The 26,993-nt window shown below is 34.7% G+C and carries 31 protein-coding genes and 2 other annotated features; of the genes, 27 read left to right on the top strand and 4 right to left on the bottom strand.

Translation table 11 applies throughout. The features are described from left to right. Positions 1 to 31 precede the first annotated feature (31 nt). From HMPREF0367_RS03245 to HMPREF0367_RS03230, 4 genes are read left to right on the top strand one after another with little or no spacing between them, the layout of a single operon-like run. Positions 32 to 793 carry an SGNH/GDSL hydrolase family protein gene (locus HMPREF0367_RS03245; RefSeq protein WP_035401138.1) on the top strand — a complete coding sequence of 254 codons (762 nt, stop codon included), beginning with the start codon at positions 32 to 34 and terminating at the stop codon, positions 791 to 793. Beyond that, a complete protein-coding gene (locus HMPREF0367_RS03240) occupies positions 790 to 1,284 on the top strand; it encodes a DUF4358 domain-containing protein (RefSeq protein WP_022355270.1) in 495 nt (164 codons plus the stop codon). The genes HMPREF0367_RS03245 and HMPREF0367_RS03240 overlap by 4 nt, the downstream gene beginning before the upstream one ends. A 17-nt stretch (positions 1,285 to 1,301) precedes the next feature. Further along, positions 1,302 to 2,663 (top strand): MBOAT family O-acyltransferase, encoded by a 1,362-nt coding sequence (locus tag HMPREF0367_RS03235; protein WP_035401135.1) that lies wholly within the window; start codon positions 1,302 to 1,304, stop codon positions 2,661 to 2,663. 12 nt (positions 2,664 to 2,675) lie between these two features. After that, complete coding sequence (locus HMPREF0367_RS03230; RefSeq protein ID WP_035401133.1) at positions 2,676 to 3,809, top strand: DHHW family protein; 1,134 nt, start codon at positions 2,676 to 2,678, stop codon at positions 3,807 to 3,809. A gap of 22 nt (positions 3,810 to 3,831) precedes the next feature. Here HMPREF0367_RS03230 and ispG read toward each other — a convergent pair whose 3' ends face one another. Continuing rightward, positions 3,832 to 4,881, bottom strand: a complete 1,050-nt coding sequence (gene ispG / locus HMPREF0367_RS03225; RefSeq protein WP_035401130.1) for a flavodoxin-dependent (E)-4-hydroxy-3-methylbut-2-enyl-diphosphate synthase — start codon at positions 4,879 to 4,881, stop codon at positions 3,832 to 3,834. A 95-nt stretch (positions 4,882 to 4,976) separates the two neighbouring features. On the opposite strand from ispG, the gene HMPREF0367_RS03220 reads away from it, so the two are divergent. The 12 genes from HMPREF0367_RS03220 to tyrS all read left to right on the top strand — a co-directional run bounded on the left by HMPREF0367_RS03220 (position 4,977) and on the right by tyrS (position 15,653). Beyond that, positions 4,977 to 7,046, top strand: a complete 2,070-nt coding sequence (locus tag HMPREF0367_RS03220) for a peptidoglycan D,D-transpeptidase FtsI family protein (protein ID WP_051335148.1) — start codon at positions 4,977 to 4,979, stop codon at positions 7,044 to 7,046. A gap of 72 nt (positions 7,047 to 7,118) precedes the next feature. Then, on the top strand, positions 7,119 to 7,268 hold the full coding sequence (rpmG, locus tag HMPREF0367_RS03215; protein WP_022355275.1) for a 50S ribosomal protein L33: 150 nt from the start codon (positions 7,119 to 7,121) through the stop codon (positions 7,266 to 7,268). Between the two features lie 35 nt (positions 7,269 to 7,303). Continuing rightward, positions 7,304 to 7,915 carry an MBL fold metallo-hydrolase gene (locus HMPREF0367_RS03210; RefSeq protein WP_035401127.1) on the top strand — a complete coding sequence of 204 codons (612 nt, stop codon included), beginning with the start codon at positions 7,304 to 7,306 and terminating at the stop codon, positions 7,913 to 7,915. 68 nt (positions 7,916 to 7,983) lie between these two features. Next, positions 7,984 to 8,982, top strand: coding sequence for an ATPase, T2SS/T4P/T4SS family (locus HMPREF0367_RS03205; protein WP_035401124.1), 999 nt, complete (start codon positions 7,984 to 7,986; stop codon positions 8,980 to 8,982). After that, positions 8,903 to 9,904, top strand: coding sequence for a type II secretion system F family protein (locus HMPREF0367_RS03200; RefSeq protein WP_169815932.1), 1,002 nt, complete (start codon positions 8,903 to 8,905; stop codon positions 9,902 to 9,904). Before HMPREF0367_RS03205 ends, HMPREF0367_RS03200 begins: the two co-directional genes overlap by 80 nt. A gap of 15 nt (positions 9,905 to 9,919) precedes the next feature. After that, a complete protein-coding gene (gene comGC, locus HMPREF0367_RS03195; RefSeq protein ID WP_035401118.1) occupies positions 9,920 to 10,222 on the top strand; it encodes a competence type IV pilus major pilin ComGC in 303 nt (100 codons plus the stop codon). Then, a complete protein-coding gene (gene comGD / locus HMPREF0367_RS03190) occupies positions 10,200 to 10,589 on the top strand; it encodes a competence type IV pilus minor pilin ComGD (protein WP_081683618.1) in 390 nt (129 codons plus the stop codon). Before comGC ends, comGD begins: the two co-directional genes overlap by 23 nt. Continuing rightward, positions 10,582 to 10,743, top strand: a complete 162-nt coding sequence (locus HMPREF0367_RS10530) for a hypothetical protein (RefSeq protein ID WP_162606955.1) — start codon at positions 10,582 to 10,584, stop codon at positions 10,741 to 10,743. Before comGD ends, HMPREF0367_RS10530 begins: the two co-directional genes overlap by 8 nt. Further along, a complete protein-coding gene (locus HMPREF0367_RS03185) occupies positions 10,700 to 11,098 on the top strand; it encodes a prepilin-type N-terminal cleavage/methylation domain-containing protein (protein ID WP_162606956.1) in 399 nt (132 codons plus the stop codon). Before HMPREF0367_RS10530 ends, HMPREF0367_RS03185 begins: the two co-directional genes overlap by 44 nt. Further along, entirely contained in the window at positions 11,016 to 11,453 is a 438-nt protein-coding gene (locus tag HMPREF0367_RS03180) for a hypothetical protein (RefSeq protein ID WP_169815931.1), read from the top strand. The genes HMPREF0367_RS03185 and HMPREF0367_RS03180 overlap by 83 nt, the downstream gene beginning before the upstream one ends. 11 nt (positions 11,454 to 11,464) lie before the next feature. Continuing rightward, positions 11,465 to 11,662 (top strand) — a binding site (T-box leader). A 33-nt stretch (positions 11,663 to 11,695) separates the two neighbouring features. Beyond that, positions 11,696 to 14,095: a leucine--tRNA ligase gene (gene leuS / locus HMPREF0367_RS03175; protein WP_035401107.1), complete on the top strand. Its 2,400-nt coding sequence runs from the start codon at positions 11,696 to 11,698 to the stop codon at positions 14,093 to 14,095. Between the two features lie 100 nt (positions 14,096 to 14,195). Further along, positions 14,196 to 14,384, top strand: a binding site (T-box leader). Positions 14,385 to 14,414: 30 nt separating this feature from the next. After that, the gene (tyrS, locus tag HMPREF0367_RS03170) at positions 14,415 to 15,653 is read left to right on the top strand and encodes a tyrosine--tRNA ligase (protein WP_022355284.1); all 1,239 of its coding nucleotides are present in this window, start codon (positions 14,415 to 14,417) and stop codon (positions 15,651 to 15,653) included. 16 nt (positions 15,654 to 15,669) lie between these two features. On the opposite strand, the gene mnmL is transcribed toward tyrS, so the two are convergent. Next, complete coding sequence (gene mnmL / locus HMPREF0367_RS03165; RefSeq protein ID WP_035401104.1) at positions 15,670 to 16,614, bottom strand: tRNA modification radical SAM protein MnmL/YtqA; 945 nt, start codon at positions 16,612 to 16,614, stop codon at positions 15,670 to 15,672. Between the two features lie 134 nt (positions 16,615 to 16,748). Here mnmL and HMPREF0367_RS03160 point away from each other — a divergent pair, with 134 nt between their 5' ends. Beyond that, on the top strand, positions 16,749 to 17,417 hold the full coding sequence (locus HMPREF0367_RS03160; RefSeq protein ID WP_022355286.1) for a M48 family metallopeptidase: 669 nt from the start codon (positions 16,749 to 16,751) through the stop codon (positions 17,415 to 17,417). A gap of 21 nt (positions 17,418 to 17,438) precedes the next feature. Here HMPREF0367_RS03160 and aroF read toward each other — a convergent pair whose 3' ends face one another. Next, a complete protein-coding gene (aroF, locus tag HMPREF0367_RS03155) occupies positions 17,439 to 18,452 on the bottom strand; it encodes a 3-deoxy-7-phosphoheptulonate synthase (RefSeq protein ID WP_035401102.1) in 1,014 nt (337 codons plus the stop codon). Positions 18,453 to 18,466: 14 nt separating this feature from the next. Next, entirely contained in the window at positions 18,467 to 19,723 is a 1,257-nt protein-coding gene (locus HMPREF0367_RS03150; RefSeq protein WP_035401100.1) for a shikimate kinase, read from the bottom strand. A 228-nt stretch (positions 19,724 to 19,951) separates the two neighbouring features. On the opposite strand from HMPREF0367_RS03150, the gene aroD reads away from it, so the two are divergent. The 10 genes from aroD (at position 19,952) to HMPREF0367_RS03105 (ending at position 26,988) form a co-directional block, all read left to right on the top strand. Beyond that, positions 19,952 to 20,614 (top strand): type I 3-dehydroquinate dehydratase, encoded by a 663-nt coding sequence (aroD, locus tag HMPREF0367_RS03145; RefSeq protein WP_035401098.1) that lies wholly within the window; start codon positions 19,952 to 19,954, stop codon positions 20,612 to 20,614. A 79-nt stretch (positions 20,615 to 20,693) separates the two neighbouring features. Further along, positions 20,694 to 21,227, top strand: a complete 534-nt coding sequence (gene hpf, locus HMPREF0367_RS03140) for a ribosome hibernation-promoting factor, HPF/YfiA family (RefSeq protein WP_022355290.1) — start codon at positions 20,694 to 20,696, stop codon at positions 21,225 to 21,227. 108 nt (positions 21,228 to 21,335) lie between these two features. Beyond that, a complete protein-coding gene (locus HMPREF0367_RS03135) occupies positions 21,336 to 21,800 on the top strand; it encodes a ribosome maturation factor RimP (RefSeq protein WP_015535264.1) in 465 nt (154 codons plus the stop codon). A gap of 11 nt (positions 21,801 to 21,811) precedes the next feature. Further along, entirely contained in the window at positions 21,812 to 23,449 is a 1,638-nt protein-coding gene (gene nusA / locus HMPREF0367_RS03130; RefSeq protein WP_035401095.1) for a transcription termination factor NusA, read from the top strand. 8 nt (positions 23,450 to 23,457) lie between these two features. Then, positions 23,458 to 23,718, top strand: coding sequence for an RNase P modulator RnpM (rnpM, locus tag HMPREF0367_RS03125; RefSeq protein ID WP_022355291.1), 261 nt, complete (start codon positions 23,458 to 23,460; stop codon positions 23,716 to 23,718). Continuing rightward, on the top strand, positions 23,708 to 24,001 hold the full coding sequence (locus HMPREF0367_RS03120) for a L7Ae/L30e/S12e/Gadd45 family ribosomal protein (protein WP_022355292.1): 294 nt from the start codon (positions 23,708 to 23,710) through the stop codon (positions 23,999 to 24,001). The genes rnpM and HMPREF0367_RS03120 overlap by 11 nt, the downstream gene beginning before the upstream one ends. 10 nt (positions 24,002 to 24,011) lie before the next feature. Beyond that, complete coding sequence (gene infB, locus HMPREF0367_RS03115; RefSeq protein WP_035401092.1) at positions 24,012 to 25,853, top strand: translation initiation factor IF-2; 1,842 nt, start codon at positions 24,012 to 24,014, stop codon at positions 25,851 to 25,853. 2 nt (positions 25,854 to 25,855) lie between these two features. Beyond that, positions 25,856 to 26,191 carry a 30S ribosome-binding factor RbfA gene (gene rbfA, locus HMPREF0367_RS03110; protein WP_015535259.1) on the top strand — a complete coding sequence of 112 codons (336 nt, stop codon included), beginning with the start codon at positions 25,856 to 25,858 and terminating at the stop codon, positions 26,189 to 26,191. Between the two features lie 405 nt (positions 26,192 to 26,596). After that, a complete protein-coding gene (locus tag HMPREF0367_RS10800) occupies positions 26,597 to 26,731 on the top strand; it encodes a hypothetical protein (protein WP_262359505.1) in 135 nt (44 codons plus the stop codon). Positions 26,732 to 26,781: 50 nt separating this feature from the next. Continuing rightward, positions 26,782 to 26,988 carry a hypothetical protein gene (locus HMPREF0367_RS03105; protein WP_035401090.1) on the top strand — a complete coding sequence of 69 codons (207 nt, stop codon included), beginning with the start codon at positions 26,782 to 26,784 and terminating at the stop codon, positions 26,986 to 26,988. Positions 26,989 to 26,993 lie beyond the last annotated feature (5 nt).

The following is a 26,993-nucleotide window of genomic DNA, read 5'->3' as shown; positions in this document are numbered from 1 at the left end:
TTATAATAGGAATAACTAAAAGGGGATCAGAATGGATAGAATTATTCTAGAATTAAAAAAGTATAAGAATATCATAATTGGTATCGTTGTTGTTTGTGTTGTTATTGTTACGCTTTTTTTGTTATGGCCAAAGCATTCAACAAATGGTGTAGATTACATTAAAGAGTCTGAATCTAAGGATCCTTCAGCACTTTCTGAACAGTTAAGCGAAAGAAGGCTTGAAGAAAGAAAACGGGCTATTCAAGATGGGAAACTGGATGTATTTGGCTTGTTTGATGATTATTTGATTTTAGGAGATTCAAGGGCAACAGGTTTTTACTTGTACGGGTATTTGTTGGAAAGTCGTGTTTATGCTTATAATGGAGCTACGATCTTAAATATTGATGAGTGGATCGATTCGATTCAACAGCTACAGCCACAGAATATCTATATTGCTTTTGGCATGAATGACATAAAGAATAATTTAAACAATACCTCAAATGGCAGTTATTCACAATTATTGTCCGAACAAATCAAAAAGATTTTAAATGTATGTCCACAGGCAAATATATATGTGAATTCGATTATCCCTGCCAGTCAAAGTGTTACACAATCAAATAGTGATCTTTGGTCTCAAATTGATGTCTATAATGCACAGATCCAACAAGCTTGTCAAGATAATGGATGGACTTATATTGATAATTCTTCGTTGGCACAAGATCAAAGTGAACCTATCTATGAATCAGATGGTATTCACTTTGTGTCCTCTTTCTACGAAAAATGGGCACGTAATATCATGGGGGTTCTAGAATGAAAAAAAAATTAAATGGAAAATTGGATATTCTTAATATCTTAAAAGGTTTGATCATTGGATTAATGTGTATATTTTTATATTTTACTTTTTCAACACCACAGGCATCGACAAAAGATTTTACAAGTGTTCAAAACGGAATGTTGAATAATATTGATCTTAGTACGATGGAATTAAAAGACAATATCTCAATCAAGAGATTTTTGGATTTGGAACCAGAGATGTTTGAAAATATTATTTATTATAAAAGTCAAGATGCATTAAATGCAGATGAAATTGTGCTGGTGCAATTCAAATCATCCAATGATGCTAAAACATTTGAAGATAAGATGAAGGCTAGGATTGATGAACAGACTAATATTTTTTCCGGATATGCACCTGAGCAGGCGGATAAATTAAACAATTCGGTCATTGATATTCAAGTTAATTATGCATGTATGATCGTAAGTCAAGATGCTAAGACGATCCACGATCAATTTTTACGAAGTTTATAAATAAGGGGGAAAGAGATATGATTTTTAATAGTTTAATTTTTATATTCTTTTTTTTTCCTGTTTCATTAATTCTTTATTATTTAACGCCTTCTACCTATTTTAAAAACATCGTTCTTTTGATAATCAGTTTGTTATTCTATTCATGGAATGATCCAGTCACATTGATCTTGTTGGTTTTATCAATCTTATGGAACTATATAAGCGGGATACAGATAGCAAAAGAAACTAAGCATAGAAAGTTAATCATTGTTACTTCTATTGCTTTCAATGTCCTGATTTTGTGTATATACAAATATATCGATATGGTCGTTCCTTTTGAAATTGATACTTCTCATGTACCAATTGGATTATCTTTTTTTACTTTTAGTGCAATTTCTTATTTAGGTGATGTTATCACTAAGAAAGTGGAACCACAAAGAGACATCGTTTTATTTTCCCTTTATATTTGTTTCTTTGGCAAAATATCTAGTGGTCCAATTGTAACTTATAGCCAGATGCAGTCTCAACTTAAGTCTCGTATAATGAATCGTGCAAAATTTAATGCAGGTATGGTTTTATTTATAAAAGGATTAATAAAGAAAATTATCTTTGCTGATCAGTTTGCTCTTGTTTTTCAAGCTTTATCTGATAATGATACTGTATTAGGCACCTGGTTATATGCGATTTCTTATGCTTTACAGCTTTATTTTGATTTTTCTGGCTATAGTGATATGGCTATTGGTATTTCAAAGATGTTTGGTTTTGATTTTGACATCAACTTTGATCATCCTTATATGTCCAAAACAATTCAAGAATTTTTTAGACGGTGGCATATTTCATTGGGTAATTGGTTCAAAAACTATGTTTATTTTCCATTAGGAGGAAGTCGTGTCAATAATACTTTATATGTACGTAATATTTTGATAGTTTGGTTTTTAACAGGTATTTGGCATGGGGCTAATATCACTTATATTATATGGGGTTTGTATTTAGGATTGTTTGTGTTGATGGAAAAGTTCTTTCTTAAAAAAGCATTAAAAAAGCTTCCAAAGTTTATCAGCCACATTTATACACTTCTCGTTGTATTGATTGGTTGGGTATTTTTCTTTAGTCCATCTTTACTAAGTGCATTTGATACACTTTTAAGAATGTTTGGTGTTGGGGCTTCATCTTTTATGAATTCAGACTTTTTGTTTGTATTTACTAGTTATTTAGTTTTGATTGTCTTTGGGATTTTCTTTACCACAACAATCTATGATAAGCTTCAGATTTTTTCTTACAATCATCTCAAAAATAAAGGTGTCATCATTACATCAGTTGTTTATGTTGTCTTTTTCGTCGTTTGTATTTCTATGATGGTTGGTAGTACATATCAATCATTCTTATATTCTGCATTTTAGGGAGGTGAGATCATGAAACAAAAACGTTCTGAGATTGCTGCTCGCTATATTGCACGAATTGTTTTTGGTCTGATGTGTGTTGTTCTTATGATTAATATACTAGCTCCTGATAAGGCTACTTCACAGGCGGAAAATCGAAGCTTACAGACTTTTCCAAAATTTGATTCTGAAGATGTATTGAGTGGTCAATTTTCTCAAGAATTAAACAATTATGTCTCGGATCAATTTGTTGGAAGAGATAGCTTGATTCACATACGTTATCTATTGAATAAATTGACCGGAGTCAAAAAAATTAATGATGTATATCTTGGAAATGGTACCTTGATTCAAGAAAATTCAGCAATCAATGAAGAACAAATGAATCGTAATATAAATGCAATCAATAATTTCTGTATCAATCATCAAGTTCGTTCAGGTTTTTTATTGGCACCAAATGCCGCAAATATTCAATCAGATAATCTTCCTGCTTATTCAAATACTATAGATCAGGATGCACAAATGGACCAAATCTTTAGTATGTTGGATACTTCTATCACACAAATTGATGTACGAGATACATTGGATAAACATAAAGATGAATATTTGTATTATCATACAGATCATCACTGGACTTCTTTAGCGACTTTTTATGCGTTTCAACAACTTGCTTCTAGTTTTGAACTGGGGGAAGTAAAAAAATCAGACTATACTGTATATCAAGTCAGTGATAATTTTAAAGGAACTTTGGCAAAAAAGGTAGGTAGTGTAGGAATCCATGATGATATTGAAATCTATGTTTCTGATAATATAAAGGACTATGTCATGATGGATGAAAGCAATGGAACAAGAACTTGTTCGATTTATAATTCAAAAGGCTTGGAATCATCTAATCCGTATGATGTTTTTTTAGGGGGGAATACAGGACTTGTGCAGATTGAAAATTTAAATGACTCGGATCGTCATTTATTATTGATCAAAGATTCTTATGCCAATAGCATGGTTCAATTTTTATTGCCGTATTATCGTACGATCACGATTGTTGACCCACGCTATTTCTACGAAGATATTGAACGAATTTTTAATCTAAACTTAATAACAGATGTTTTGTTTTTGTATAATACAAACACCTTTGTACAAGACACATCGATTACCGATGTTCTAGAATAAAAAAACCTCGAATTTTTCGAGGTTAGAAATTTTCGATTTCTTTGATTAATCTCTCAACGATTTTATCTTGAGGGATTTTTTCTATGATCTGACCTTTTTTGATTAATAATCCTTCATTGCGTCCTCCAGCAATGGCTATATCTGCATGTTTTGCTTCACCAGGGCCATTCACTGCACATCCCATGATAGCAACGGTGATATTTTTATTGACAGTTTGAAGATATTGTTCCATTTCATTAACAACTGGTTCCATGTTCCATTGAGTACGTCCACATGTTGGACAGGCAATTAAGTTTGGTACGTTGTTAATAAGTTTACATGATTTCAAGAGCTCTTTGACAATTGGGATCTCTTTTTCAGGACTTCCATTCACACTAATACGAATCGTATTTCCTATTCCTTCCAACAACAATGTTCCTAAGGCAAGGGAGCTTTTAATAGCACTGGTCATTGTCGTTCCAGCTTCAGTTACTCCTAGATGAAGAGGATAATCAAATGTTTTAGCGGCTAAACGATAAGCTTCGATGCATAATAAAGGATCACTGGATTTAAATGATAGAACAGTATCATAGAAATCAAGTTCTTCTAAGATTTCAATATGTCGTTTTGCACTTTCAATCATACCTTCTGCAGTGGGTTTACCATATTTTTCGTGAATGTCTTTTTCAAGTGAGCCACTATTGATTCCAATACGAATTGGAATATTGTGTTGTTTACACGCCTGGACAACAACTTTTACATTCTCTTTTGAACCGATATTTCCTGGGTTTAAACGAATCTTATCAGCACCGGCTTCAATGCAGGCAAGTGCCAATTTATAATCAAAATGAATGTCTGCAACTAGAGGTATATGAATATTTTTCTTGATTGTTTCAATCGCTTTAGCATCTTCCATATCCATACAGCTGACACGTATAATCTCACAGCCCATTTTTTCCAAATTTAAGATTTGTTCGATAACTTTCTGAGCTTGTTTTGTTGGAATATTGCACATAGATTGAATATAAACATGATTATTGTGACCAAGCACAAGATCTTTTATCTTTACTTCTCTAGTCTCTGTTCTTTTCATAAGAATACCTCGCTTCTAAAAAGAGTATACTATAAGTTTTTTTAAATTGCTCGTTTTTCGTGTATAATAAGTAGTAAATTCAAGGGGGATGACGAATGGCTTTATTTAAACGTAGGTCCATGCGTAAAGTTAAAAATAAATCAAAAAAACCAACTATAGTGCTTGATAAGACCATTGACCACCGAGTTATGTTACTGGCAGGAGCAATTGTTATTTGTTTTTTGATCTTGTTTATTCGTTTGTTGTATATACAAGTTTTCTCGTACGAAGACTATACGGCTAAAAAAGATGACTATACATCAATCAAACAATATGTTAGTGCACCACGTGGGGAAATATATGATTGTAAAGGGCGCGTTTTGGCTAAAACAGTCATTTCGCATAACATTGTATATACTTCACCTAATAACATGACTATCGATGATTATAAATTATATGCAGAACGTGTTGTATCTGTTTTTGATATCGATGTTGATTCATTTACAGAACGGGATAAAAAAGAAGCCTATATGACATATTTATCTTTAAATGACGATCCCAATGCATTATTGACAGATAAAGAACAGGAAGAATATGAATCTGGTGCCTGGGGAAGTGATAGCGAGAGTATTCGTTATGGCTTGATGTATGATCGTATTGGGGATGATGAGCTAGAAGAGATGGACGAAGATACATTAAAAATGTGTATTGTTTATCAACGAATGACTACAAATTATTCTACCGGACAGGAAAATGTTATTTTGGAAGATGTGAGCGATAGCGATGTAGCGTATTTAGTAGAACATAAGACAGAATTTCCTGGATTTGATGTAGATTTCGGTGGATGGAAAAGAGAATATCCATATGGTGAAACATTGTCTGATGTTTTAGGTACAGTTACAACAAGTACAGAAGGCCTTCCTGAGGAATATTCTGATTACTATCTTCAAAAAGGATATCAATATAATGCTCCTGTAGGGAGATCTGGTCTTGAATACCAATATAATGATGTTTTAGCAGGTATAGCCGAAGAATCAAGAATCACTTATGATTCCAACGGTTTGGCAAAAAAAGAAGTAATTCGCCAGGCTCGTAAAGGGAATGATATTTATTTATCGATTGATATAGATCTTCAACAATCTCTCGATACAACACTTAAAGCTGTTCTGCAGGAAAATGGGGGAACCGAAAGACGTGAAAATTTCTATAGCTTATTCATGTGTATGATGGATCCATATACAGGAGAAGTTATCGCTTTATCTAGTTATCAAATGGATCCAGATACTCGACAAATGACCTATTTTGCCAGTGGAAATTATATGAGTCTTGTCAATCCTGGTTCCAGCATCAAAGGAGCTACAGTTTATATGGGACTAAGTGAAGGAGTGATTCAGCCTGGGGAAGTAATCAATGATGAAGTCATGAATATTGCTGGGCAGGAATTTGGATCATATCAAGATCATGGTCCGGTCAATGATATCCAGGCACTATCCGTCTCAAGTAACGTCTATATGTTTAATATAGCGATTCGATTAGGGGGAGGAACTTATCAAGAAGGCGAACCTCTGAATATTAGCAATGTCTCAGGAACATTTGACAAGATGCGAAGTTATTATTCAATGTTTGGATTAGGAAATATAACAGGTCTTGATGTACCAGGAGAAGTCACTGGATATATGGGGGTTGGACGAGAGCCAGGTATGTTGTTGAACTACTCAATTGGTCAGTTCGATATGTATACACCAATTCAGTTATTGGAATATGTTTCAACGATTGCAACCAATGGTTTGATTTATCAGCCTAAATTGATGAGTTATGTGATGGAAGTAAATAGTGAAGAAATCGTTTCCGTAAATGAATCTGTATTAAAGAATACTTTACCAGAAGAAAATAGTGAGTATTTATCACGCGTTCAACAAGGTTTTAGAGCATGTGTTGCGGATGGAAATTGTGGTGTCTTACAGGATTTCTCAGTTCCAGTTGCAGGAAAGACAGGAACTGCGGAAGTTAATGAATGGACAACAGCGGCCTTTGTTGGCTGGGCTCCATATGAAGATGCTGACGTCAGTTTTGCATGTGTGGCTCCAACTTCAAGTATCAACGATCAAAGCGTAGCCCCTAATATTTGTACGACCGAAGTTGTACCACAGGTACTTCAAAGATATTTCGAATTATACCCACAATAAAACAAAAAACGAACTTGTCAATGAATAGCGGAATATGTTATACTCAATCAGTAAATGTGAGGAGGACAGACCATGAGAGATCGTATTACATTTAAATGTTCTGTTTGTGGAGAAGAAAATTACATTGGTACAAGAAATAAAAAGAAACATCCTGAACGTATGACTATAAAGAAATATTGTCCAAAATGTAATCAGAAAACGGATCATAAGGAGAAAAAATAAAAAAGACCGATTATGGTCTTTTTTATGTATTGTTTATGAAGATCATCACAAGAGCATTGGGACCGGTTCAAGCTAATTGTTACCTATTGATTCAGGATGGTCATGCGTTAGTCATCGATCCAGGTGCTGAGTTTAAAGATTTAGATCGTTTATTAGAAATAGAACATGCTAATTTAGATGCAATTCTATTGACGCATGCCCACTTTGACCATATTGGCGGAATTGATTCCATATTAAAAAATCATGATGTGGATGTCTATGTCAATCCACATGAAGTACAATTTTTAATCAATCCAGATCTAAATGGATCAAATACATTTTTTACCCATGTTGTCTGTCATGCAAAGCCTAGAACTTTCAAAGAAGGCTTGATGACAATTGGCGCTTTTGATGTAGAGGTGTTTTTCTTTCCGGGTCATTCTATTGGTTCAACTGTCTTTAAGATCGATGACAAACTATTTACTGGAGACTTTATTTTCCAAGGATCTATTGGAAGGATGGATCTGGAAACTGGTAGTGAGTATGCGATGTTTCAGTCTTTAAAGAAATTTATACAGTTTGATCAAAATTATCCTATCTACCCTGGACATGGCCCATCGACAACTTTGGATTTGGAAAGACGCTGGAATCCATATCTGCAAAATTAATCGACGAAAGTCGATTTTTTTTGTCTTTTTAGAAGTTTCGATTGTATTAGATAATAGGAGGAAGTGAAATGGAAGAACTCTTATACAGTTTGATACAGCTTGCTATTGAGCATAAAGCTAGTGATATCCACTTTATCGTCAAACAAGATCATATGGATATCCAGTTTCGAAATGATTTGGGCATGGAAAAGATCGAACAAGATATTTGGGATAAGGGTGTTTTTGAATATATGAAATTCATTGCCGGTTTTGATTTAACCAATCCTTTATGTCCTCAAAGTGGACAATTTTCTGTGCAGTTAGATGCAAAAGAAATCTTTTGTCGCTTTAGTGTTATTGTGAATCAATCGATTCAAACAGGAGTCTTGCGCTTATTGAGGACTAATCCATCAATGGCTATAGATCAGCTTACGCAAGATTCCAAAAGTATTTCGTTTTTAAAAAGTTTAACAAATTGCAGGCAAGGTCTGGTTATTTTTTCTGGCCCAACGAATTCAGGCAAGACGACCACGTTGCATGCAATATTACATGAAATTGCCTGCAAGGACCAATATAATGTCATAAGCCTTGAAGATCCAATTGAAATTGAGGATGAATTGTATTTGCAGCTGCAGATCAATGAAGCTATGGGTTTTACATACGAAAAAGGAATTGAGGAATTATTAAGACATGATCCGGATGTGATTTTGATTGGTGAAACAAGAAATGCCTATACTGCCAGGATGGTCATACGAGCCGCTTTAACAGGTCACATGGTCTTTACTACTTTACATGCCAAGAATGCTTTGGAAAGCCTTCACCGTTTATTGGATTTTGGTTTAAGTGAGTATGATCTAAAAAATACTTTAACAGCTGTGATTTCCCAACGTCTTTATAAGACAAAGGATATTTTTAGAAAGGAGTGTGTATATGAAATTCTCGATGCCCAAGCACTTGATCATGCGATCGAAAAACACGAATATCCAAAGGAACACAGAAAATTGGAGGATGAGATTCAAAACGCTGTTGAACAAGGATATATCTTTGATCCGCAAGCCCAGTTCGACATTAAAGATTTCCAAAGATGAACTCGTAAAGATGAAGCTTTTATTAGATCAAGGATTAGACACCAAGACTGTCATCCAGCTCTGTTTTAAAGAAAAGGATAAAATCATAACCAGATTAAAAAATGGAGAAGTTTTGATTGATATTTTATGTGATGGTCAAATTTTAAAACTCTTTAAGATCCTTCATGTTTTGGCTAAGCACATGTCTTTTAAACAGGCTTTAACGTGTGCAGAACGAATTGATAACAGTTCAAATACGATTTCTTATCATTTTTTCACAAAGATTGCCTATCCAATCTTCATCTTTTGTTTTGCCTATTTCATGATCCTATTCTTTTCTAGATCAATCATTCCTTCCATGATGGTGTATTCAAATGGTGAGAATAGTTTTCTACTATTGGATCTTTTGGAAATCTTGTTTACTTTGTTGCTTATCTGTATGGTCGTCTTGCTGGTATTGATGTTTATGTATGTAAAAGTTCCTGTTTTTAAAGAAAAAATCATTCCGTATCTATTAAAAAACAAGATATATCAACTGTATGTTACTATTCAATTTTCAATTGTGCTTGAGTCTTTATTGGCATCGAATCTTACATCAAAAGATTGTTTTCAAATATTATCGGAAATGAATTACTTTAAAGAAGTTCATTATTTTGGAAACCGAATCTATCTGGAACTTTTAGAAGGGAAGCGATTGGAAACGATCATAAACACAATTCCTTTTGATAAAACATTCCTTGTTTTCTTTAAGATTGGGATGAAGAGTGCAGATCTAGTTACAATTTTAAAAGTGTACTATGAACAGGCCATTGAATCTTTTAAAACGATCGTTAATAAGCTGATCGTTACGATGCAGGTGTTTTCGTATAGCTGTGTAGGTATTTTAGTATTAGTTGTATATCAGATCATGTTGTTGCCGCTGAATATGTTAAATACGATTTAGAAAGGAATAATAAAAATGCAGAATAAAAAGAATGGATTTACTGTCTTAGAAATGATGATCGTTATGTTAGTAATTGCCTTATTGTTATTGATCACATTACCCAATATTCAACAAAAAGAAACAATCATACGTGATAAAGGGTGTCAGGCTCTATTAGATATTGTTGATTCACAAATTATCTTATATGAAATAGAAAATCTAACGACACCTACAAGTGTACAGGAATTGATTAATGAAGGATATTTAAAAGAAGGACAAGATCGATGCCCAAATGGCGAAACGGTAGTGATTGTAGATGGACAGGCAAGTACACAGTAATGGTTTTACAATGATAGAAAGCTTGATCGTACTTTTGATCGTATGTGTATTATCCATAGGAATATCACAGAATCAAAATCAATCGAACTTAACTATCTTTATGGAAAAGTTAATGTCGTATTGTGTTTTGATGCAGGAGAAAGCATTCATAGAAAAAAGAGAGACCCGTGTTGAGATTTATGAAGATCATGCCTTATTTGATGGAGAATATTATGAATTTGATGAATCCATTGCGTGTGAAACTTTACGTTTTCACTATAATGCTAAAGGAAATATCTCAAAGGCAAATACTTTAGAGTGTCATGATCAAAAAGGTACAAAAAAATTGATCTTTCAATTAGGAAGTGGGCGAGTACGAATTGATTAAGAAAAATGGTTTTATTTTAACAGATGCGTTGTTTGGATTATTTGTTATGATCTTATGTGCAGGAGTATTATTCAGTGTTTTTAAGATCGTAGAAGATGATTTTGGTTATTATGTGGATAAAGAAATCAATACCCAATGGTTTTACCATGATTGAAGCTTTGATTGCGTTATTTATCAGTTTGATCGTATCTTTTTGTGCGGTAATCTATTTAAGAACATGTGTCCTTTTTATCAACTATCGTCCAAATCATCAAGATCAGTTTGCCATCTTGCAGTTACGTCAGATTGCAGCGGTATCCAAAGATAGAGAGGTAAAAGAAAGGACTTTATATATGATATATGAACATGAAGAGATACGAATCGAATTTGATCGCAATCGCCTAGTTAAACGAGATGGATATGAGATCTTGATGGAGAATATAGAATATGCAGAATTTTTTGAAGAAGATGAAAAAATTTATTTGCGATATCAAAAAGACAAGAAAACATTCTCGGTTCAAATCACATAATGGATATGCTTCCTGGTTAGCTTTAATTTGTTTTGCGCTATTGTTGCAGATCATATCATTAATGTCTATCTATGTTTTAAACTCAGCATACCTAATCCAGGCAAATCGTCAATCGATTGTTGATCTATCGTGTATTTCGCATGCAAAGATGATGATAGAAAACAACAACCTAGTTCGTCGATGTAATTATGCAGATGATCAATTGATCTTAAAGAAGATAGAAGAAATCAATGGACATACCGTGATTTTCATAGATGAAAATACGTATATTTCGTGTCAATATGAAGATTTGGAATTAAAGGTATTCTATGATGAAAAAGGAATCAGTGGCATTGACTATTTAACTAAAATCTGATAAATTCTTATCAGATGATTTTGAACCAGAGTAGTAAAAGATTCTTTGAATTTTAGAGAGCTGATGTTTGGTGGAAATCAGTATTCAATTCCTTTGAACTTGCTGGGGAGTCGATAAGTAATGTTATCCGTATTTCTTGCGTTAAAAGAAGAAAAGGGCATAGAGAAATCTATGAACTAAGGTGGTACCGCGTTAATAACGTCCTTAGATGAGGACGTTTTTTTATTTAGGAGGAAGAGAAAATGAGCTTTGACCACAAAGAAATCGAAAAGAAATGGCAAAATTACTGGGATGAAAATCAAACTTTCTATACAGATGTACATGATTTTTCTAAGCCAAAATACTATGCATTAGATATGTTCCCATATCCTTCTGGAGTGGGTCTTCATGCCGGACATCCTGAGGGTTATACTGCAACCGATATCGTATGTCGAATGAAAAGAATGCAAGGATATAATGTATTGCATCCAATGGGCTTTGATAGCTTTGGTTTGCCAGCTGAACAATATGCGATCCAGACAGGAAATCATCCAGATGGATTTACAAAACATAATATTGAAGTCTTTACTAAACAATTAAAAATGTTAGGTTTTAGCTATGACTGGACCAAAGAAGTATCTACTTGTGATCCGGATTTCTATAAATGGACTCAGTGGATCTTTAAACAGCTATTTGAAGATGGTTTAGCTAAATGTGTAGAAATGCCAGTTAACTGGTGTGAGGAACTTGGAACCGTATTAGCTAATGATGAAGTAGTTGATGGAAAAAGTGAGCGTGGAGGCTATCCTGTCGTTCGCAAAAACATGCGTCAATGGGTCATCGATATTGTAAAATATGCTGATCGTTTGTTGGAAGGCTTAGATGAGATTGACTGGCCTGAATCCACAAAGGAAATGCAGCGTAACTGGATTGGAAAATCAATTGGAGCTCATGTTGATTTCAAAGTTGCTGGTCATGAGGAAAGCTTTACTGTCTTTACGACACGTTGTGATACTTTGTTTGGCGCTACATATTGTGTTTTAGCACCAGAACATCGTTTGATCGATATGATAACAACAGAGGATAAAAAAGCAGAAGTAGAAGCGTATAAAGCAGCTTGTGCGACTAAATCTGAATTGGAAAGAACACAGTTAAATAAAGATAAAACGGGTGTATTCACTGGGGCTTATGCAATCAATCCTGTAAATGGAAAAGAAATTCCAATTTGGATTTCCGATTATGTATTGGCATCTTATGGTACAGGGGCTATCATGGCTGTTCCTGCACATGATACACGAGACTATGAATTTGCCAAGAAATTTGGTATTGAGATCATTCCTGTATTAGAAGGTGGAAATATTGAAGAAGAAGCATGGACACAGGATGGTGTTCATATCAATTCCGGATTCTTGGATGGATTAAATAAAGAAGATGCGATCAATGCGATGATCGATTGGTTAGAAGAACACAACTGTGGAAAGAAACATGTGAACTATCGTTTACGTGAATGGATCTTTGCCCGTCAGCGTTACTGGGGAGAACCAATTCCTATCGTACATATGGAAGATGGGGATATGATTGCCTTAAGTGATGATCAACTACCTTTGATCCTTCCTGAACTTGAAGATTATTCTCCTAGCAAAACAGGAGCTAGTCCACTTGAAAAAGCGGATTCCTGGGTCAATGTGGAAATTGATGGTAAAAAGGGAAAACGCGAAACAAGTACTATGCCAGGCAGTGCGGGAAGCAGCTGGTATTTCTTGCGATATATCGATCCACATAATGACAAAGAATTCGCCGATTATGAATTATTGAAACACTGGATGCCAGTCGATTTATATATTGGCGGTCCAGAACATGCGGTTGGTCACTTGTTGTATTCAAGAATGTGGACAAACTACTTATATGATAAAGGATTGGTACCTGTTAAAGAACCTTTTAAAAAGCTTGTTCATCAGGGATATATTTTGGGCGCAAACGGCATCAAAATGGGAAAACGTTTCCCTGAATTTGTCGTGAATCCAAATGATGTTGTTGAAAAATATGGTGCGGATACCCTTCGTTTATATGAGATGTTCATGGGACCATTGGAAGCCAGCAAACCTTGGAGCGAACAGGGTGTTGAAGGTTCACGTAAATGGTTGGAACGAGTATATCGCTTGATCGTTGAAAGTGGTAAAGTAACTGAAGAAAACGATCATGAATTGGATAAAGTGTATAATGCGACCGTTAAGAAAGTTTCGAATGATATTGAAACACTTAGTTTAAACACAGCCATTGCGCAGATGATGATCTTTATTAATGACGCTTATAAGGCAAAAACACTTTATAAAGGATATGCCGAAGGATTCGTTAAACTATTGTCTTGTTATGCACCGCATTTAGGTGAAGAAATGTGGCAAAAATTAGGACATGATCAATCTATTGCTTATGAACCATGGCCTACATATGATGAATCCGTTCTAGTGGAAGAAAATGTAACCATTGTGGTACAGGTAAACGGAAAAGTTCGTGGTAAATTTGATGTTCCAGTTGGAACACAGGAAGACGAATTAAAAGAAAAGGCATTGGAACTTGAAACAGTAAAACGTCAAATTGAAGGAAAAACAATTCGCAAAGTTATTGTTGTTAAAGGGAAGGTCATTAATATCGTCGCAAACTAGTATAAAATTAGAACCTCAATGTGAGGTTCTTTTTTATCTTATGATATTAAAATGATTCAATTTTCTATATTGCCTTTTAAAATTAATCATGTATAATAAGCATATCGCAACGAAGAGAAATAGTACATAGGAGTTCGTGTGTAGAGAAGGACTGGCTGGTGAAAAGTCTTGATTGAGCCTATGGAATACACCTTGGAGCTTCATTATATGACGTATACCTGCGTTAAAGGTTTGAGTGCATGTGAACATACATGAAGTAAGGTGGTACCGCGTTTATAACGTCCTTATTAAGGGCGTTTTTTTATTAGGAGGAATGAATATGAACCTGTTTGAAGAATTAGAATGGCGAGGCCTTGTAGATAATATTACAAGTCCAGAAGTAAAAGATGCGATCAATAATGAAAAACTGACATTTTATATTGGGACCGATCCAACAGCGGATAGTTTGCACATTGGACATTACTCTTCTTTGTTAATGGCAAAACGTCTTGAAAAACACGGACATCATCCAATTATGTTGGTTGGTGGAGCTACTGGATTTATTGGAGATCCAAAGGCAACTGGCGAAAGAAATATGTTGACCCAGGAAACCCTTAAGGCTAATTATGATGCCTTGCATGCACAAATTTCAAAGCTTTGGGGATTTGAGATGGTTAATAACCTGGACTGGACCAAAGATATTTCTGTGATTGATTTCTTAAGAGATTATGGAAAGTTTTTTAATGTTAATTACATGATCAATAAAGAAACTGTTAAAAAACGTCTTGATACAGGTATCAGTTATACAGAATTTTCTTATATGATCCTTCAGTCTTTAGACTTTTTACATTTATATCAGGAAAAGAATTGTACTTTGCAGATTGGTGGACAGGATCAATGGGGAAATATTACTTCAGGACTTGAATTGATTCGTAAAAAATGTGGAGCGGATGTTAAATGTTATGGTTTAACAATGCCTTTGATTACAAAAGCGGACGGAACGAAATTTGGTAAGAGTGAATCTGGAACAGTATGGTTGGATGCAAGTAAAACATCTCCTTATGAATTGTATCAATTCTTATTTAATACTGATGATCGTAAAGTCATCGAATACTTGAAGAAATTGACTTTCCTTACAAGAGAACAAATTGAAGAATTGGAAGTTTCTTTGCAGAATGAGCCACATAAACGCTTAGCACAGAAAACACTTGCCAGCGAAGTTGTACGAGATCTTCATGGTCAGGAAGGCTTGGATTGTGCATTAAAGATTACTGAAGCATTATTCAAAGGTAAGATTCAAGAGTTAACGGATGATCAAAAATTAGATGCGATCCGCAACATGGAAAAACTTCATTGTGAACAGGGAAAAACACTGTTAGAAACATTGGTGGAAAGTGGAATTGCGTCAAGTCGTCGTGAGGCAAGAGAATGGATCAAAGGAAATTCAATCATGGTTAATGGTACGAAGATCACAGATCCAGATTATATGATGACTTCAGATAATCATTGTGTATGTGTAAAAAATTACTCTATTATTCGTAGAGGAAAGAAAAACTATTATTGTCTTGAACTAAAATAGGATCGTCATTGCGATCCTATTTTTTGTAATATTTTCCCTGCCAGGTATTTCGTCTTACCATCTCTTTATCAATTTCATTTAATACGATGGTTTTTTTGATCGTCCATTGCGGTTCGATCAAATCATTTGCCATACCATCTCCGGTGAGCCTTTCAATGATCAGATCCGGTGGTAAAACTTCCAATTGTCGAATTACGATATCCACATAGTCTTCAATTGATAAAAGGGAAAATTTTTCATTAAAAAACTGTAATGCCATCTGTGTACCCTGTAGTATATGCAACATATGTATTTTGATCGCATCCGGCTTGCAGTTGGCAATCCAGCGTGCAGTTTCTAACATCATTTCTTTGGTTTCATATGGCAATGAATTCATGATATGAACACAGGATTTGATCGAGGTTTGTTTTAATTTATTAACAGTATCTTCAACGATTTGAGTAGAATGTTGCCGATTGCACATTTGCATCGTTTTTTCATGAATGCTTTGAAGACCCAGCTCAATCCAAACTTCTTTATGTTTGGCTAGAGAATCAAAATAAGCAAGCTTTTCATCATCAAGACAGTCAGCACGAGTCGCAATCGAAATACCGGTAACTGTAGGATCTTTTATAAAAGGATCATAGATTTCTTTTAAGGCGTCTAGATCTGCATAGGTGTTGGAATAAGCTTGAAAATAGGCAAATCCAAGACAATCAGGCCATTTAGACCGCATTCTTGTTAAGCCTTGCTGGTATTGTGTATTTAAATCTTGAAAGAAGGCAAGGATACTATCACCAGACCCTTTTGCGGAACAAAAAGTACAGCCATGATTGCCTTTGGTTCCATCGCGGTTTGGACATGTAAATCCAGCATTTAATGGTACTTTTGCGACCTTTTTGTGGTATTTTGTTTGAAAATAATAGTTCATCGTATAATAACGTTTGTTATCTGATGAATAAGGATATGGATTGTTATACATGTAAGATCACCTTTGTCATTCTATCATAAAACTTTTCATAATTTACATATATTAATTTACTTTTACATATGTTATATTATTAACACGCACGTTAAGGGGACAAATGGAGCAAAGGGAAGTAGGAGGCTCATCATATGTCAGACATTGCGAAGAAACAGAAGATAGACTCAATTGATTATGTAGTAAAAGTATCAAAACGAAAAGGTATTCGCATGAGCATAGCTCCAGGGGGTGAGTTGGTCGTACATGCAGATCCCTTTTGCAGCGATGATACAATCAAACAATTTGTGAAACAATATACCGATAAAATCAAAGTACAAAGTCATTCAGGGATGATACGATTGTTTGGAAAGAGCTTTAAAATAAAAAAGGCACAGGGGCAGACCAATCATATTACAACATGCGAGGATGAAATCATTATTCAAACAAAACCGAGTGCTGATGCAACATTGGTGTTTAAAGAATTTTTAAATCGATACGCAAAAGAAGTCTTTGAGGATATTATGGATATGACGTTATTACGCTTCAAAGAATATTCTTTAAATAAGCCAACTTTAAAGGTTCGTACGATGAAAAGAAGCTGGGGAATCTGTCATCCAGAATCTAATTATATTACTCTTAATTTTGAATTGGTTCATTATCCTGTTGAATTTGTCGAATATGTGATTTGTCATGAATTCGTTCATCTTTTAGAGCCAAATCATTCAAAGCAGTTTTATGAAATATTGTCCAAGGTCATGCCAGATTATAAACGAAGACTGGATTTAATTGAAGAAGGTAAAGAAAAACAGTATCTGATGTAAGTTTCAGATACTGTTTTTCTTTTATAATGTACGTCCGATCACTTTGGCAATCAATTTACCTTTTTCAACTAAGGCTGCATATTTTTCTGGTTTTAAGCTCTGAGATCCATCACTCCATGCATTAGCAGGATCATCATGTACTTCAATGATCAATCCGTCTGCCCCTGCAGCAATAGCAGCCAAAGATAAACTTTCAATCAGTTTCCAATCTCCAGCAGCATGGCTAGGGTCAATGATAATAGGCAGGTGTGTTCTTTCTTTAATAATTGGAACAACGCTAAGATCTAATGTATTACGGGTATATGGTTCAAATGTACGAATTCCTCTTTCGCAGAAGATAACATTTGGATTGCCTTCAGACATGATATATTCAGCAGCCATGATCCATTCCTGGATTGTATTGGCAAGTCCGCGTTTTAAAAGAATTGGTTTCTTTGTTCGTCCAACGGCTTTTAATAAATCAAAGTTTTGCATATTTCTGGCACCAATTTGGATCACGTCCACATGTTCTACGAATTCATCTAAATGCTCAACGGCCATTAATTCAGAAACAATTGGTAAACCAGTAAGTTTTCTTGCCTTGTCTAAAGCTAAGATTCCTTTGGTTCCCATTCCCTGGAAAGCATATGGGCTTGTTCTAGGCTTGTAAGCTCCACCGCGCAACATACATGCACCTGCATCTTTAACTTGTTGAGCGATACGACAGATTTGATTTTCGCCTTCAACGCTGCATGGTCCGGCAATCATAACGATCTTATTTCCACCAACTTTGATTCCGTTGACATCAACAACAGTATCTTCAGGATGGAACATACGGTTGGCAAGTTTGTATGGCTCGGCAACTCGCTGTACATTAAATACGATAGGGTTGGCTAGTACACTTTTTTCATCCACCTTGCTAGTGTCTCCAACTAAACCAAAGACATTATAATTGGCTCCTTGAATCAAGGTTACCTGTAGATCCATATTCTCGAATTTCTTTAATAATTTATCAACTTCCTGTTTTGGTGCTTCTTTCTTTAATGTAATAATCATATTCATTCACTCCTTTATTTAAATTTTTTATATAAGTTCTTATTCTTTAAACTTTCTATGCATATCTGCATCGTTTTTTGAATCGTTTTATCGTTTTTTATTTTGATATCGCAGGCTTTTTCATAAAGATCTTTTCTTTCTTTATACAGTGTATGGATTCCTTCTTTTAGCTTAGGTCTAGATGGATCATGTCTAATGAGGTTGTCTAAAGGTCTATCTAGATAGATAATGATACCATTTTGAGATAAGGCTTCAATATTTTCTTTTCTAAGTATGATTCCACCTCCACAGGCAATGACAACATTGTTTTTGATACAGTTTTTAAATGTTACCTGTGTTTCAAAGTTGCGAAATCTATCTTCACCATATCTTTCAAATATTTCGGCAATCTTCATTCCCGTTTCTTTTTCAATCTCTTCATCAAGATCGATCCACTCTTTGTGCAGGTTATTGGCTAGCTGTCTAGATATCGTTGATTTACCGCAGCTAGGCATTCCAATAAAAACTAAGTTGCATGTTTGTAAGATGATCGTGTCAACCAGCGAATCTAGATCCATATCTATTTTTTGATTGAGAAAATATTCGGCTGCATATTTGGCTTGTGCCACTAACATGAGCAATCCGTTGGTACAGCGAATGTTTAATTTTTTTGCCTGTTGGATCAATTTTGTATTCAGTGGATTGTATATCGCATCGAAGACAAATTCAAGATTTGTAAAAGGCGAAAGATCTATAGGGGATGCATTGGAATGCATGGCCATCCCAACTGGAGTGGCATTGATCAAGATATCAGCATCTAAATAAGATCTTTGTACATCTTCATATGTGATACATCCTGGATATGGTTTGTAATAGACGATTTGCACTATAGCAGCCTGATGGTCTTTACAAACAGCTTCAAAAGCTTTGCTGGCGCCGCCTTTTCCTAAAATAAGGACTTTTTTATCTTTTAGATCGATATCAAAGTGTTTAAATGTTTCAACGATGCCATCATAATCTGTATTGTGTCCATAGAGTTTTCCATCTTTGTTTACGATACAGTTACAGGCCTGAATGGATTTGGCTTGTTCATCAAGGTGATCGCAGGCTTTAAAGGCAATTTCTTTATAGGGAATCGTCACATTGATTCCTTTAAAAGGATGTTCTTTAAAGTACTCTACGATATGATCCTTTGAGATCTCTTTTAAATCGTAATGATAGTAGCCAAACTTTTCATGAATCATTTTTGAGAAGCTATGTCCTAGATGTTCTCCAATTAATCCATATTGCATAAAACTCTCCTTCTTGAAAAAATAAAGAGCATCTCATGCATGAAATGCTCTTGTATAAGCCTCAAAAAAAGAATCAACACATCGTTTGATTTTTCTTAAGGAATTAGATTGTAAATCGAAAACTTATATATTTTTTCATGAGTGCATTGTAACCTATTTACATGTTATTTTCAAGGTGTTTTCATAATTTTTTTCAAAATTGTGTTAAAATGATTTTGGTGAAGATTTATGAAAATAATATGTCCTTTTTTCTATTTAAATTTAAATGATGCTCTTGAAGAGTTAAAAGCGATGAATGAAAGTGCGTGTGATTTGATTGAGATTCGTCTTGATCGTGCCAAGGCATATAAGATCGAAGATCTAATTCAACTTGTAGCTCACGCCAAGAAAAAATGCATTCTTACACTTCGTAGTAAACAGGATGGTGGAGAAGCCGATATGGATCATGCGGTTTATGAAAAAAAGATCATTGAGCTTTTTCAAGTTCCGGATGTGATCGTTGATTTGGAGCTTTTACATTTACAACATTTTCAAGATACAAGGTTTAAGCAGTATCTGGATCGCTGTATCATCAGTTACCATAACTTTAACAAGACACCAGATAATCTAAATGAAATTTGGAAACAGATGGATATCTATCAGCCATATATTGAAAAAGTTGCCTGCATGCCACAAAGCAAAGAAGATGTTTTAACATTGTTGTTGTCTTGTTATGAGCATAAGACAATTTCAAAAAAATGTGCGATTTCCATGTCTGATATGGGTATGATTTCTCGCATCATAGGTGAAATGTTTGACAGCGAATATACTTTCTGCAGCCTTACCACATCCAGTGCGCCTGGTCAATTACCTTTGGAAAAGATGGTTGAATATTTGAACATTTTGGATTGATAAGGCACGAAATTGTGAATTCAAGAATATTGGTGTTATAATCTAATCAGAAGAACAATATAGCTAAGGAGGTATTCTTATGAAAGTTAATATTGTCGGAAAAAACATTACAGTTACACCAGGAATCTCTGAAAAGATTCAAAAGAAATTAAATACTTTAGCGAAGTATTTTATCATTGGAGAAGATGATACAGCCAATGTATTGGTTCGTACGTATCCAACAAAACAAAAAATAGAAGTTACAATTCCAACTAAGCATGCGATCCTGCGTGCTGAAGTTATAGATGATGATCTATATAGCGCTATTGATAAAGTTGTTGATAAACTTGAAGACCAGATTCGTCGTCAGAAGACTCGTTTAACAAGAAAGAATAAAGAATCTTTGGCAGCAGCTTTTATCGATCATGAAATCTTCAATGAATATAATGAGGAAGAAGATGAATTAGTTAAGACAAAATCGATTGTTCCTGTTGAAATGAGCCTTGATGAAGCAATCATGAAAATGGAATTGTTAGGACATGATTTCTTCATTTATACAGATGATGAAACTGAGAAGATCGCAGTTGTATATAGACGCCACAATGGTGGATATGGATTGATTGAAACAGAGTAGTTTTTCATTGATTCTACTTGAATATTCATAGAGGTTGTGTTAAATTAATATCGATAGAAACAAAAGGAGTGGGTAAAACCACTCCTTAATTTTGGAAAGGAAGAACGAATGAATCTAGATATTCTTAAAGAATGGATCGAGCCAGTATTAAATGAAAAAGATTGTGTGCTATATGATATAGAATGGCTGACAAATCAAAATCCACCTATCTTGCAGATTTCAGTTGAAAAACAAGATGGAACAATGGATCTTGATACATGTGCTATGTGTAGTGATGTAATTGGAACTCTATTAGATAATAAAGATTGGTATACGAAAGAATATATGTTGGAAGTGTGTTCTCCAGGTGCAGAAAGAGAATTGAAGACGGACCAGCAGCTTCGCGATGCGATTGGTAAATATGTATACGTTAAGCTTATTGATCCAAAACAAGGTCTTGACCAAGTATTGGGTGATCTTAAAGAAGTAAATGACGATTCGATCATAGTTGCGTATAAAGAGAAGACAAGAAATAAGACAATAGAGATCGATCGTAACAATATTAATGTGATTATGACAGCGGTAAAATTGTAAGGGAGATAAGTATGAAATTAAAAGTAGACACATTACAGAAAGCTTTGCAGGGAATTGAAAATGATCGTCAATTATCAAGTGAGATCGTAGAGGATGCTTTACGAGAAGCATTAACCAAAGCCTACAGAAAACACATTGAAATTCCAGATGCTTATGTAGAGGTTGTTATTGAAGACGGTATCATTCACATTTATCATCAGCGTAAGGTCGTTGAAGATGTGGAAGACGATGAATTGGAAATTTCTTTGGAAGATGCAAGAAAAGTAAACAAGAACATCCAGCTGGATGATTTTGTCAATGAAGAAGTAGACTTTACGACATTTGATCGCGCAGCTGTTGTTTTGGCAAAAAATGTCATGAAACAAAAGATTCGTGAAGCTGAAAAGGCACAAGTGTATGAAGAATATTGCGATAAGCTTGATGAAATGGTATTGGGTGTCGTTGAAACTGTTGAAGAAAAGTTTGTAATCGTCAACATCGGGAAAACATTGGCAATGTTAAAAAAATCACAACAAATCCCAACTGAAAAATACTATGAAGGACAGAAATTGTTGGTTGTCATTACAGAAGTCAACAAAGAAACAAAAGGAGCACAAGTTTTAGTATCTCGTGCAACACCAGTGTTTGTACGTCGCTTATTTGAAAGAGAAGTTCCAGAGATCTATAATGGAATTATAGAAATCAAAGCAATTGCCAGAGATCCTGGTGAAAGATGTAAGATTGCCGTGTATTCTCACAATGAGAACATCGACCCTATTGGAGCTTGTATTGGGCCTCGTGGATCACGTGTCCAAACGATCATCAACGAGTTAAACGGAGAAAAGATCGATATCTTTGAATGGAGCGATAATATCTCTGAGTTGATTGAAAATGCATTAAGTCCAAGTGAAGCTGTTGCGGTCATTCCAAATGAAAATGTAAAAGATGGTTTGATCGTTGTTGTACCAGATTCTCAATTATCCTTAGCAATTGGTAAACGTGGTAAAAATGCTCGCCTTGCGGTTAAATTATCAAATCGCAAGATCGATATCAAATCAGAAAGTGAAATGCAGGAATTAGGTATTGATTACATGACCATTGCTAAAGAACTTCAAGAAGAATATGAAGCGAAAAAGGCAAAAGAACGTGCGTATAAACAGCAGCAGAAGATTGAGGAACTTAAACATTCTGAGATCGAAATTGAAAATGTGGATGTAGCTGATTTTGACTACGATGATGATATCGACACAACAACTTATGAAGAAGTTGAAGGTCCAATCCATCAGAATACAACAACTCTATTTGAAAAAGAAAGAGAAACAGAATTAGATGAGATGGAAGAAGCAGCTCGTATTGCCAAAGAAAAGCGCAAAGAAAAAACAGCTGCCGACATCAAAGAATATACTTCTAAATTTGAAAACTTTGCCGATGCCAGCAATAAGAGCGAGCAGGTAGTTTCTAAACCTAAGAAGAAAGTCGAAGAAACACATGCAGAAACAAAAGACGAACAAAAAGAAGAAGAGCTTCAGAAGAAAAAAGCTATGTTTGAACAGATGAAGCCAATCTATTCAGAAGAAGAGTTAGCAGAAATCGAAGAGGCAGAATATGAAGAAGAAAATGCCTGGGATGATGATGTTGACTATGAAGAATATGATGAGTACTACGATTAGAGGTAAATATGAGAAAAATACCAATGAGAAAATGTGTTGTTACACAGGAGCGTTTTCCTAAAAAGGAATTAATCCGAGTTGTAAGAACACCAGAATCAGAAGTTGTCGTGGATCTAACTGGGAAAAAGAATGGGCATGGTGCTTATGTTCAAAAAAGTGAGGAAACGATCTTGAAAGCGAAAAAGAATAAAGCATTAGCCAAGGCTTTAGAGACTGAAATTCCCGAATCGGTTTATGACGAGCTATTGGAGTTAGTTCGTGAAAAATAAGGCTGTATCTTTGATTCAATTTGCCTTTAAAGCAAGAAAAGTTGTTTTGGGAGATGCTTTAATTCCAAGCATCCAAAAAACAACGGCAAAGCTGGTTTTGATTAGTACAAAATGTGGTCAAAATCGCAAAAAAAAGTTAAAAGACAAATGTACATTTTACAATGTCCCATGGCTTGAAGTTGAACCAGAATTATTTGATCAGATTAGTCATCGTTCATTTAATTCTTTGGCGATATGTGAAGATGGCTTTGCTAAAGCCATTATGGAAGAGATGAAAGGGTAGGTGACTTTACATGCCAAATAACAATAGACCAAGAAGAAAACCTAGTAAAAAAGGACCTAATAAACACAAGAACACAAACAGTGCTCCTCGTAAAGTTGAAGCTGTAAAAGAAATTACATATAGTGATTCTTTAACAGTTGGTCAGTTGGCAAATTTACTCCATAAAAACAGTTCCGAAATAATTAAATTCTTGTTCATGATGGGAAATATGTCTACGATCAATACCGTATTGAGCGATGATGACATTGAATTGATTTGCATGGAGTTTGGTGTTGAAGTTCATAAAGAAGTGATCATCGACGAAGATGATATCGAAGAACAAATTGGCAATATCGAAGAAGATGATTCGAAAATGGTTCCAAGACCTCCAGTTGTGACGATCATGGGACATGTTGACCATGGCAAAACAACATTATTGGATACGATTCGTAAAACCAATGTTACAAGTGGAGAATTTGGTGGGATCACACAGCACATTGGTGCATATCAGGTTTCTTTAAAAGGACGTAAAGTTACTTTCCTTGATACACCAGGACATGAAGCATTTACGGCTATGCGTGCTCGTGGTGCTCAAGTAACTGATATCGTTATTATTGTTGTTGCTGCAGATGATGGTGTCATGCCACAGACAAAAGAAGCTGTTGACCATGCTAAAGCTGCAGGTGTTCCTATTGTTGTAGCAGTTAACAAAATTGATAAACCAGGTGCTAATCCAGATCGTATTATGTCAGAAATGGCAGAACTTGGTATCATGCCTGAAGAATGGGGTGGAGATACGATCTTCATGAATGTTTCCGCAAAGCAGGGAACAGGAGTTTCAGATTTGTTAGAAACAGTGCTATTAGTTGCGGATATGGCAGAATTAAAAGCAAATCCCGATCAGCTCGCCAGTGGTACGGTCATCGAGGCAAAATTGGATAAAGGTAGAGGTCCTGTTGCAACTTTATTAGTACAAAGGGGTACATTACATTCTGGTGATAGCATTGTTGTAGGTACTTCTTATGGACGTGTTCGTAAGATGACAAATGACAAGGGAATGGAAATTAAAAAGGCTGAACCGAGCTGTCCAGTAGAAATTATAGGTTTAAATGATGTTCCTAGAGCTGGTGATGTGTTCATGGCTTACGATAACTATAAAAAGGCACAGGAAATTGCTTCTCATCGTCTTGAAAAACAAATCGAAAAAGAGCGCAATGCAACAAGCGCTATGTCTTTGGAAGATCTTGCCAAGAAGATTGATGAAGGTGACGTAAAAGAAATTAATGTATTGATCAAAGCAGATGTTCAAGGTAGTGCAGAGGCTTTAAAAGCAAGTATGGAACGATTAGAAGTTGATACAGTACGTGTGAATGTCATTCGTTCCACTGTTGGTACGATCACTGAATCTGATATCTTATTAGCGAGTGCTTCAAATGCGATTATTTATGGTTTCAACATTCGTCCAAGTGCAGCAATCCGTAAAAAAGCGGAAGAAGAAGGTATCGAAATTCGTCTTCATAACATCATCTATAAAGCTTTGGAAGAATTAGAATCTGCTATGAAAGGTATGCTTGCTCCAGTTTATGAAGAAGTTGTTATTGGGCAGGCTGAAGTTCGTCAGATTTATAAAGTTTCAAAAGTTGGTACAATTGCCGGCTGTAAAGTTGTAGATGGGCACATTAAACGTGACTGTAAGGTACGCTTGATTCGTGAAGGTATCGTCATTTATGATGGTAAACTTGGATCCTTAAGACGCTTTGAAAACGATGTTAAAGAAGTTCAAAATGGCTTTGAATGTGGTATGACAATTGAAAATTATAATGATATTAAAGTTGATGATATCATTGAGGCTTATGAAGATCAGGAAGTGTAATCATGACAGTTAAAAATGAAAGACTTGATATGATTCTTCAAAGAGAGATTTCTAATATTCTTCAGTTTGATTTAAAAAATCCAAAATTAGGGTTTGTAACTGTGACAGATGTACAATGTACTAGAGATCTTTCTCAAGCTAAAGTTTATGTAACATTCTTAGGAAAACAAGAACGTAATGATGCCGGAATGAAGATTTTAAAACAGTCAAAAGGTTTTATTCGCTCAACTTTAGCAAAACGAATGACAATCCGGAAAATGCCAGATCTTATTTTTATTCAGGACACAAGTCTTGAACAAGGAAATCGCATTGAAAGAATATTAAAAGATATACAGTAATATGAAATACCATGTCTTTGTATTCATTACAAATGACATGGTTTTTAATATCTTTAATATTTTGACACATATATTAATACATACTTGAATGAAATCAGGACAGGAAATGATTTGGTTAAAGCGTCATTATGATAATAGATTTAGATTCATCTGAGTACATTACTATCATAGAAGAATGAATTGAATCATCTTTTCGAATGATTCAAAGAGGGGGTATGAGGTGAAAATAATAAAATTTCTTATTAATTATGTAGCAACTTTGAGCTGTATGTTTTTTCGGTAATACCGGTTTTTGTGGAATCTACTTTGAAGTTTGTACTTAACAACAATGCTGGAATAGGCACTGGTAACTATGATATTTAAAATAATGGTGGAGAAGGAATTTATCTAGGAGGTACCATTAATATGAGTACTGTTAATTCTGGATTTATTGTCAGAGGTATTTTTAATAGTAAAATAAATTCGATCACAACAGGTGATTTTGGATTGAAAATGAATATCCAGGGTTTAACTTTTAGTAATTTAAGCTATACCAGTTAGGAATTATATAATCAACCAAATCAAATAATTATGCGTATTATTCAGATGATGTGTTTACTTATAATCAATCTGATATTTCTTCTTTAGCGCAATATAATGGTACATATTTAGTTATGCCTTGTAATACAGTTTATCATTTTACTTTGACACCTGAAGACGGATTATATCTTCCTTCCATAATCACAATTACTAAGGTAGGACAAGAACTGATTGAAGGTGCAGATTATACATATAATTTTTCAACAGGATATGTTTAAATTGA

The sequence above is a fragment of the Faecalitalea cylindroides ATCC 27803 genome (assembly GCF_000469305.1).
Lineage (GTDB): Bacteria > Bacillota_I > Bacilli_A > Erysipelotrichales > Erysipelotrichaceae > Faecalitalea > Faecalitalea cylindroides.
Note: the sequence above shows the minus strand (reverse complement) of the source record. Positions and strands in the feature narration are given on the sequence as shown.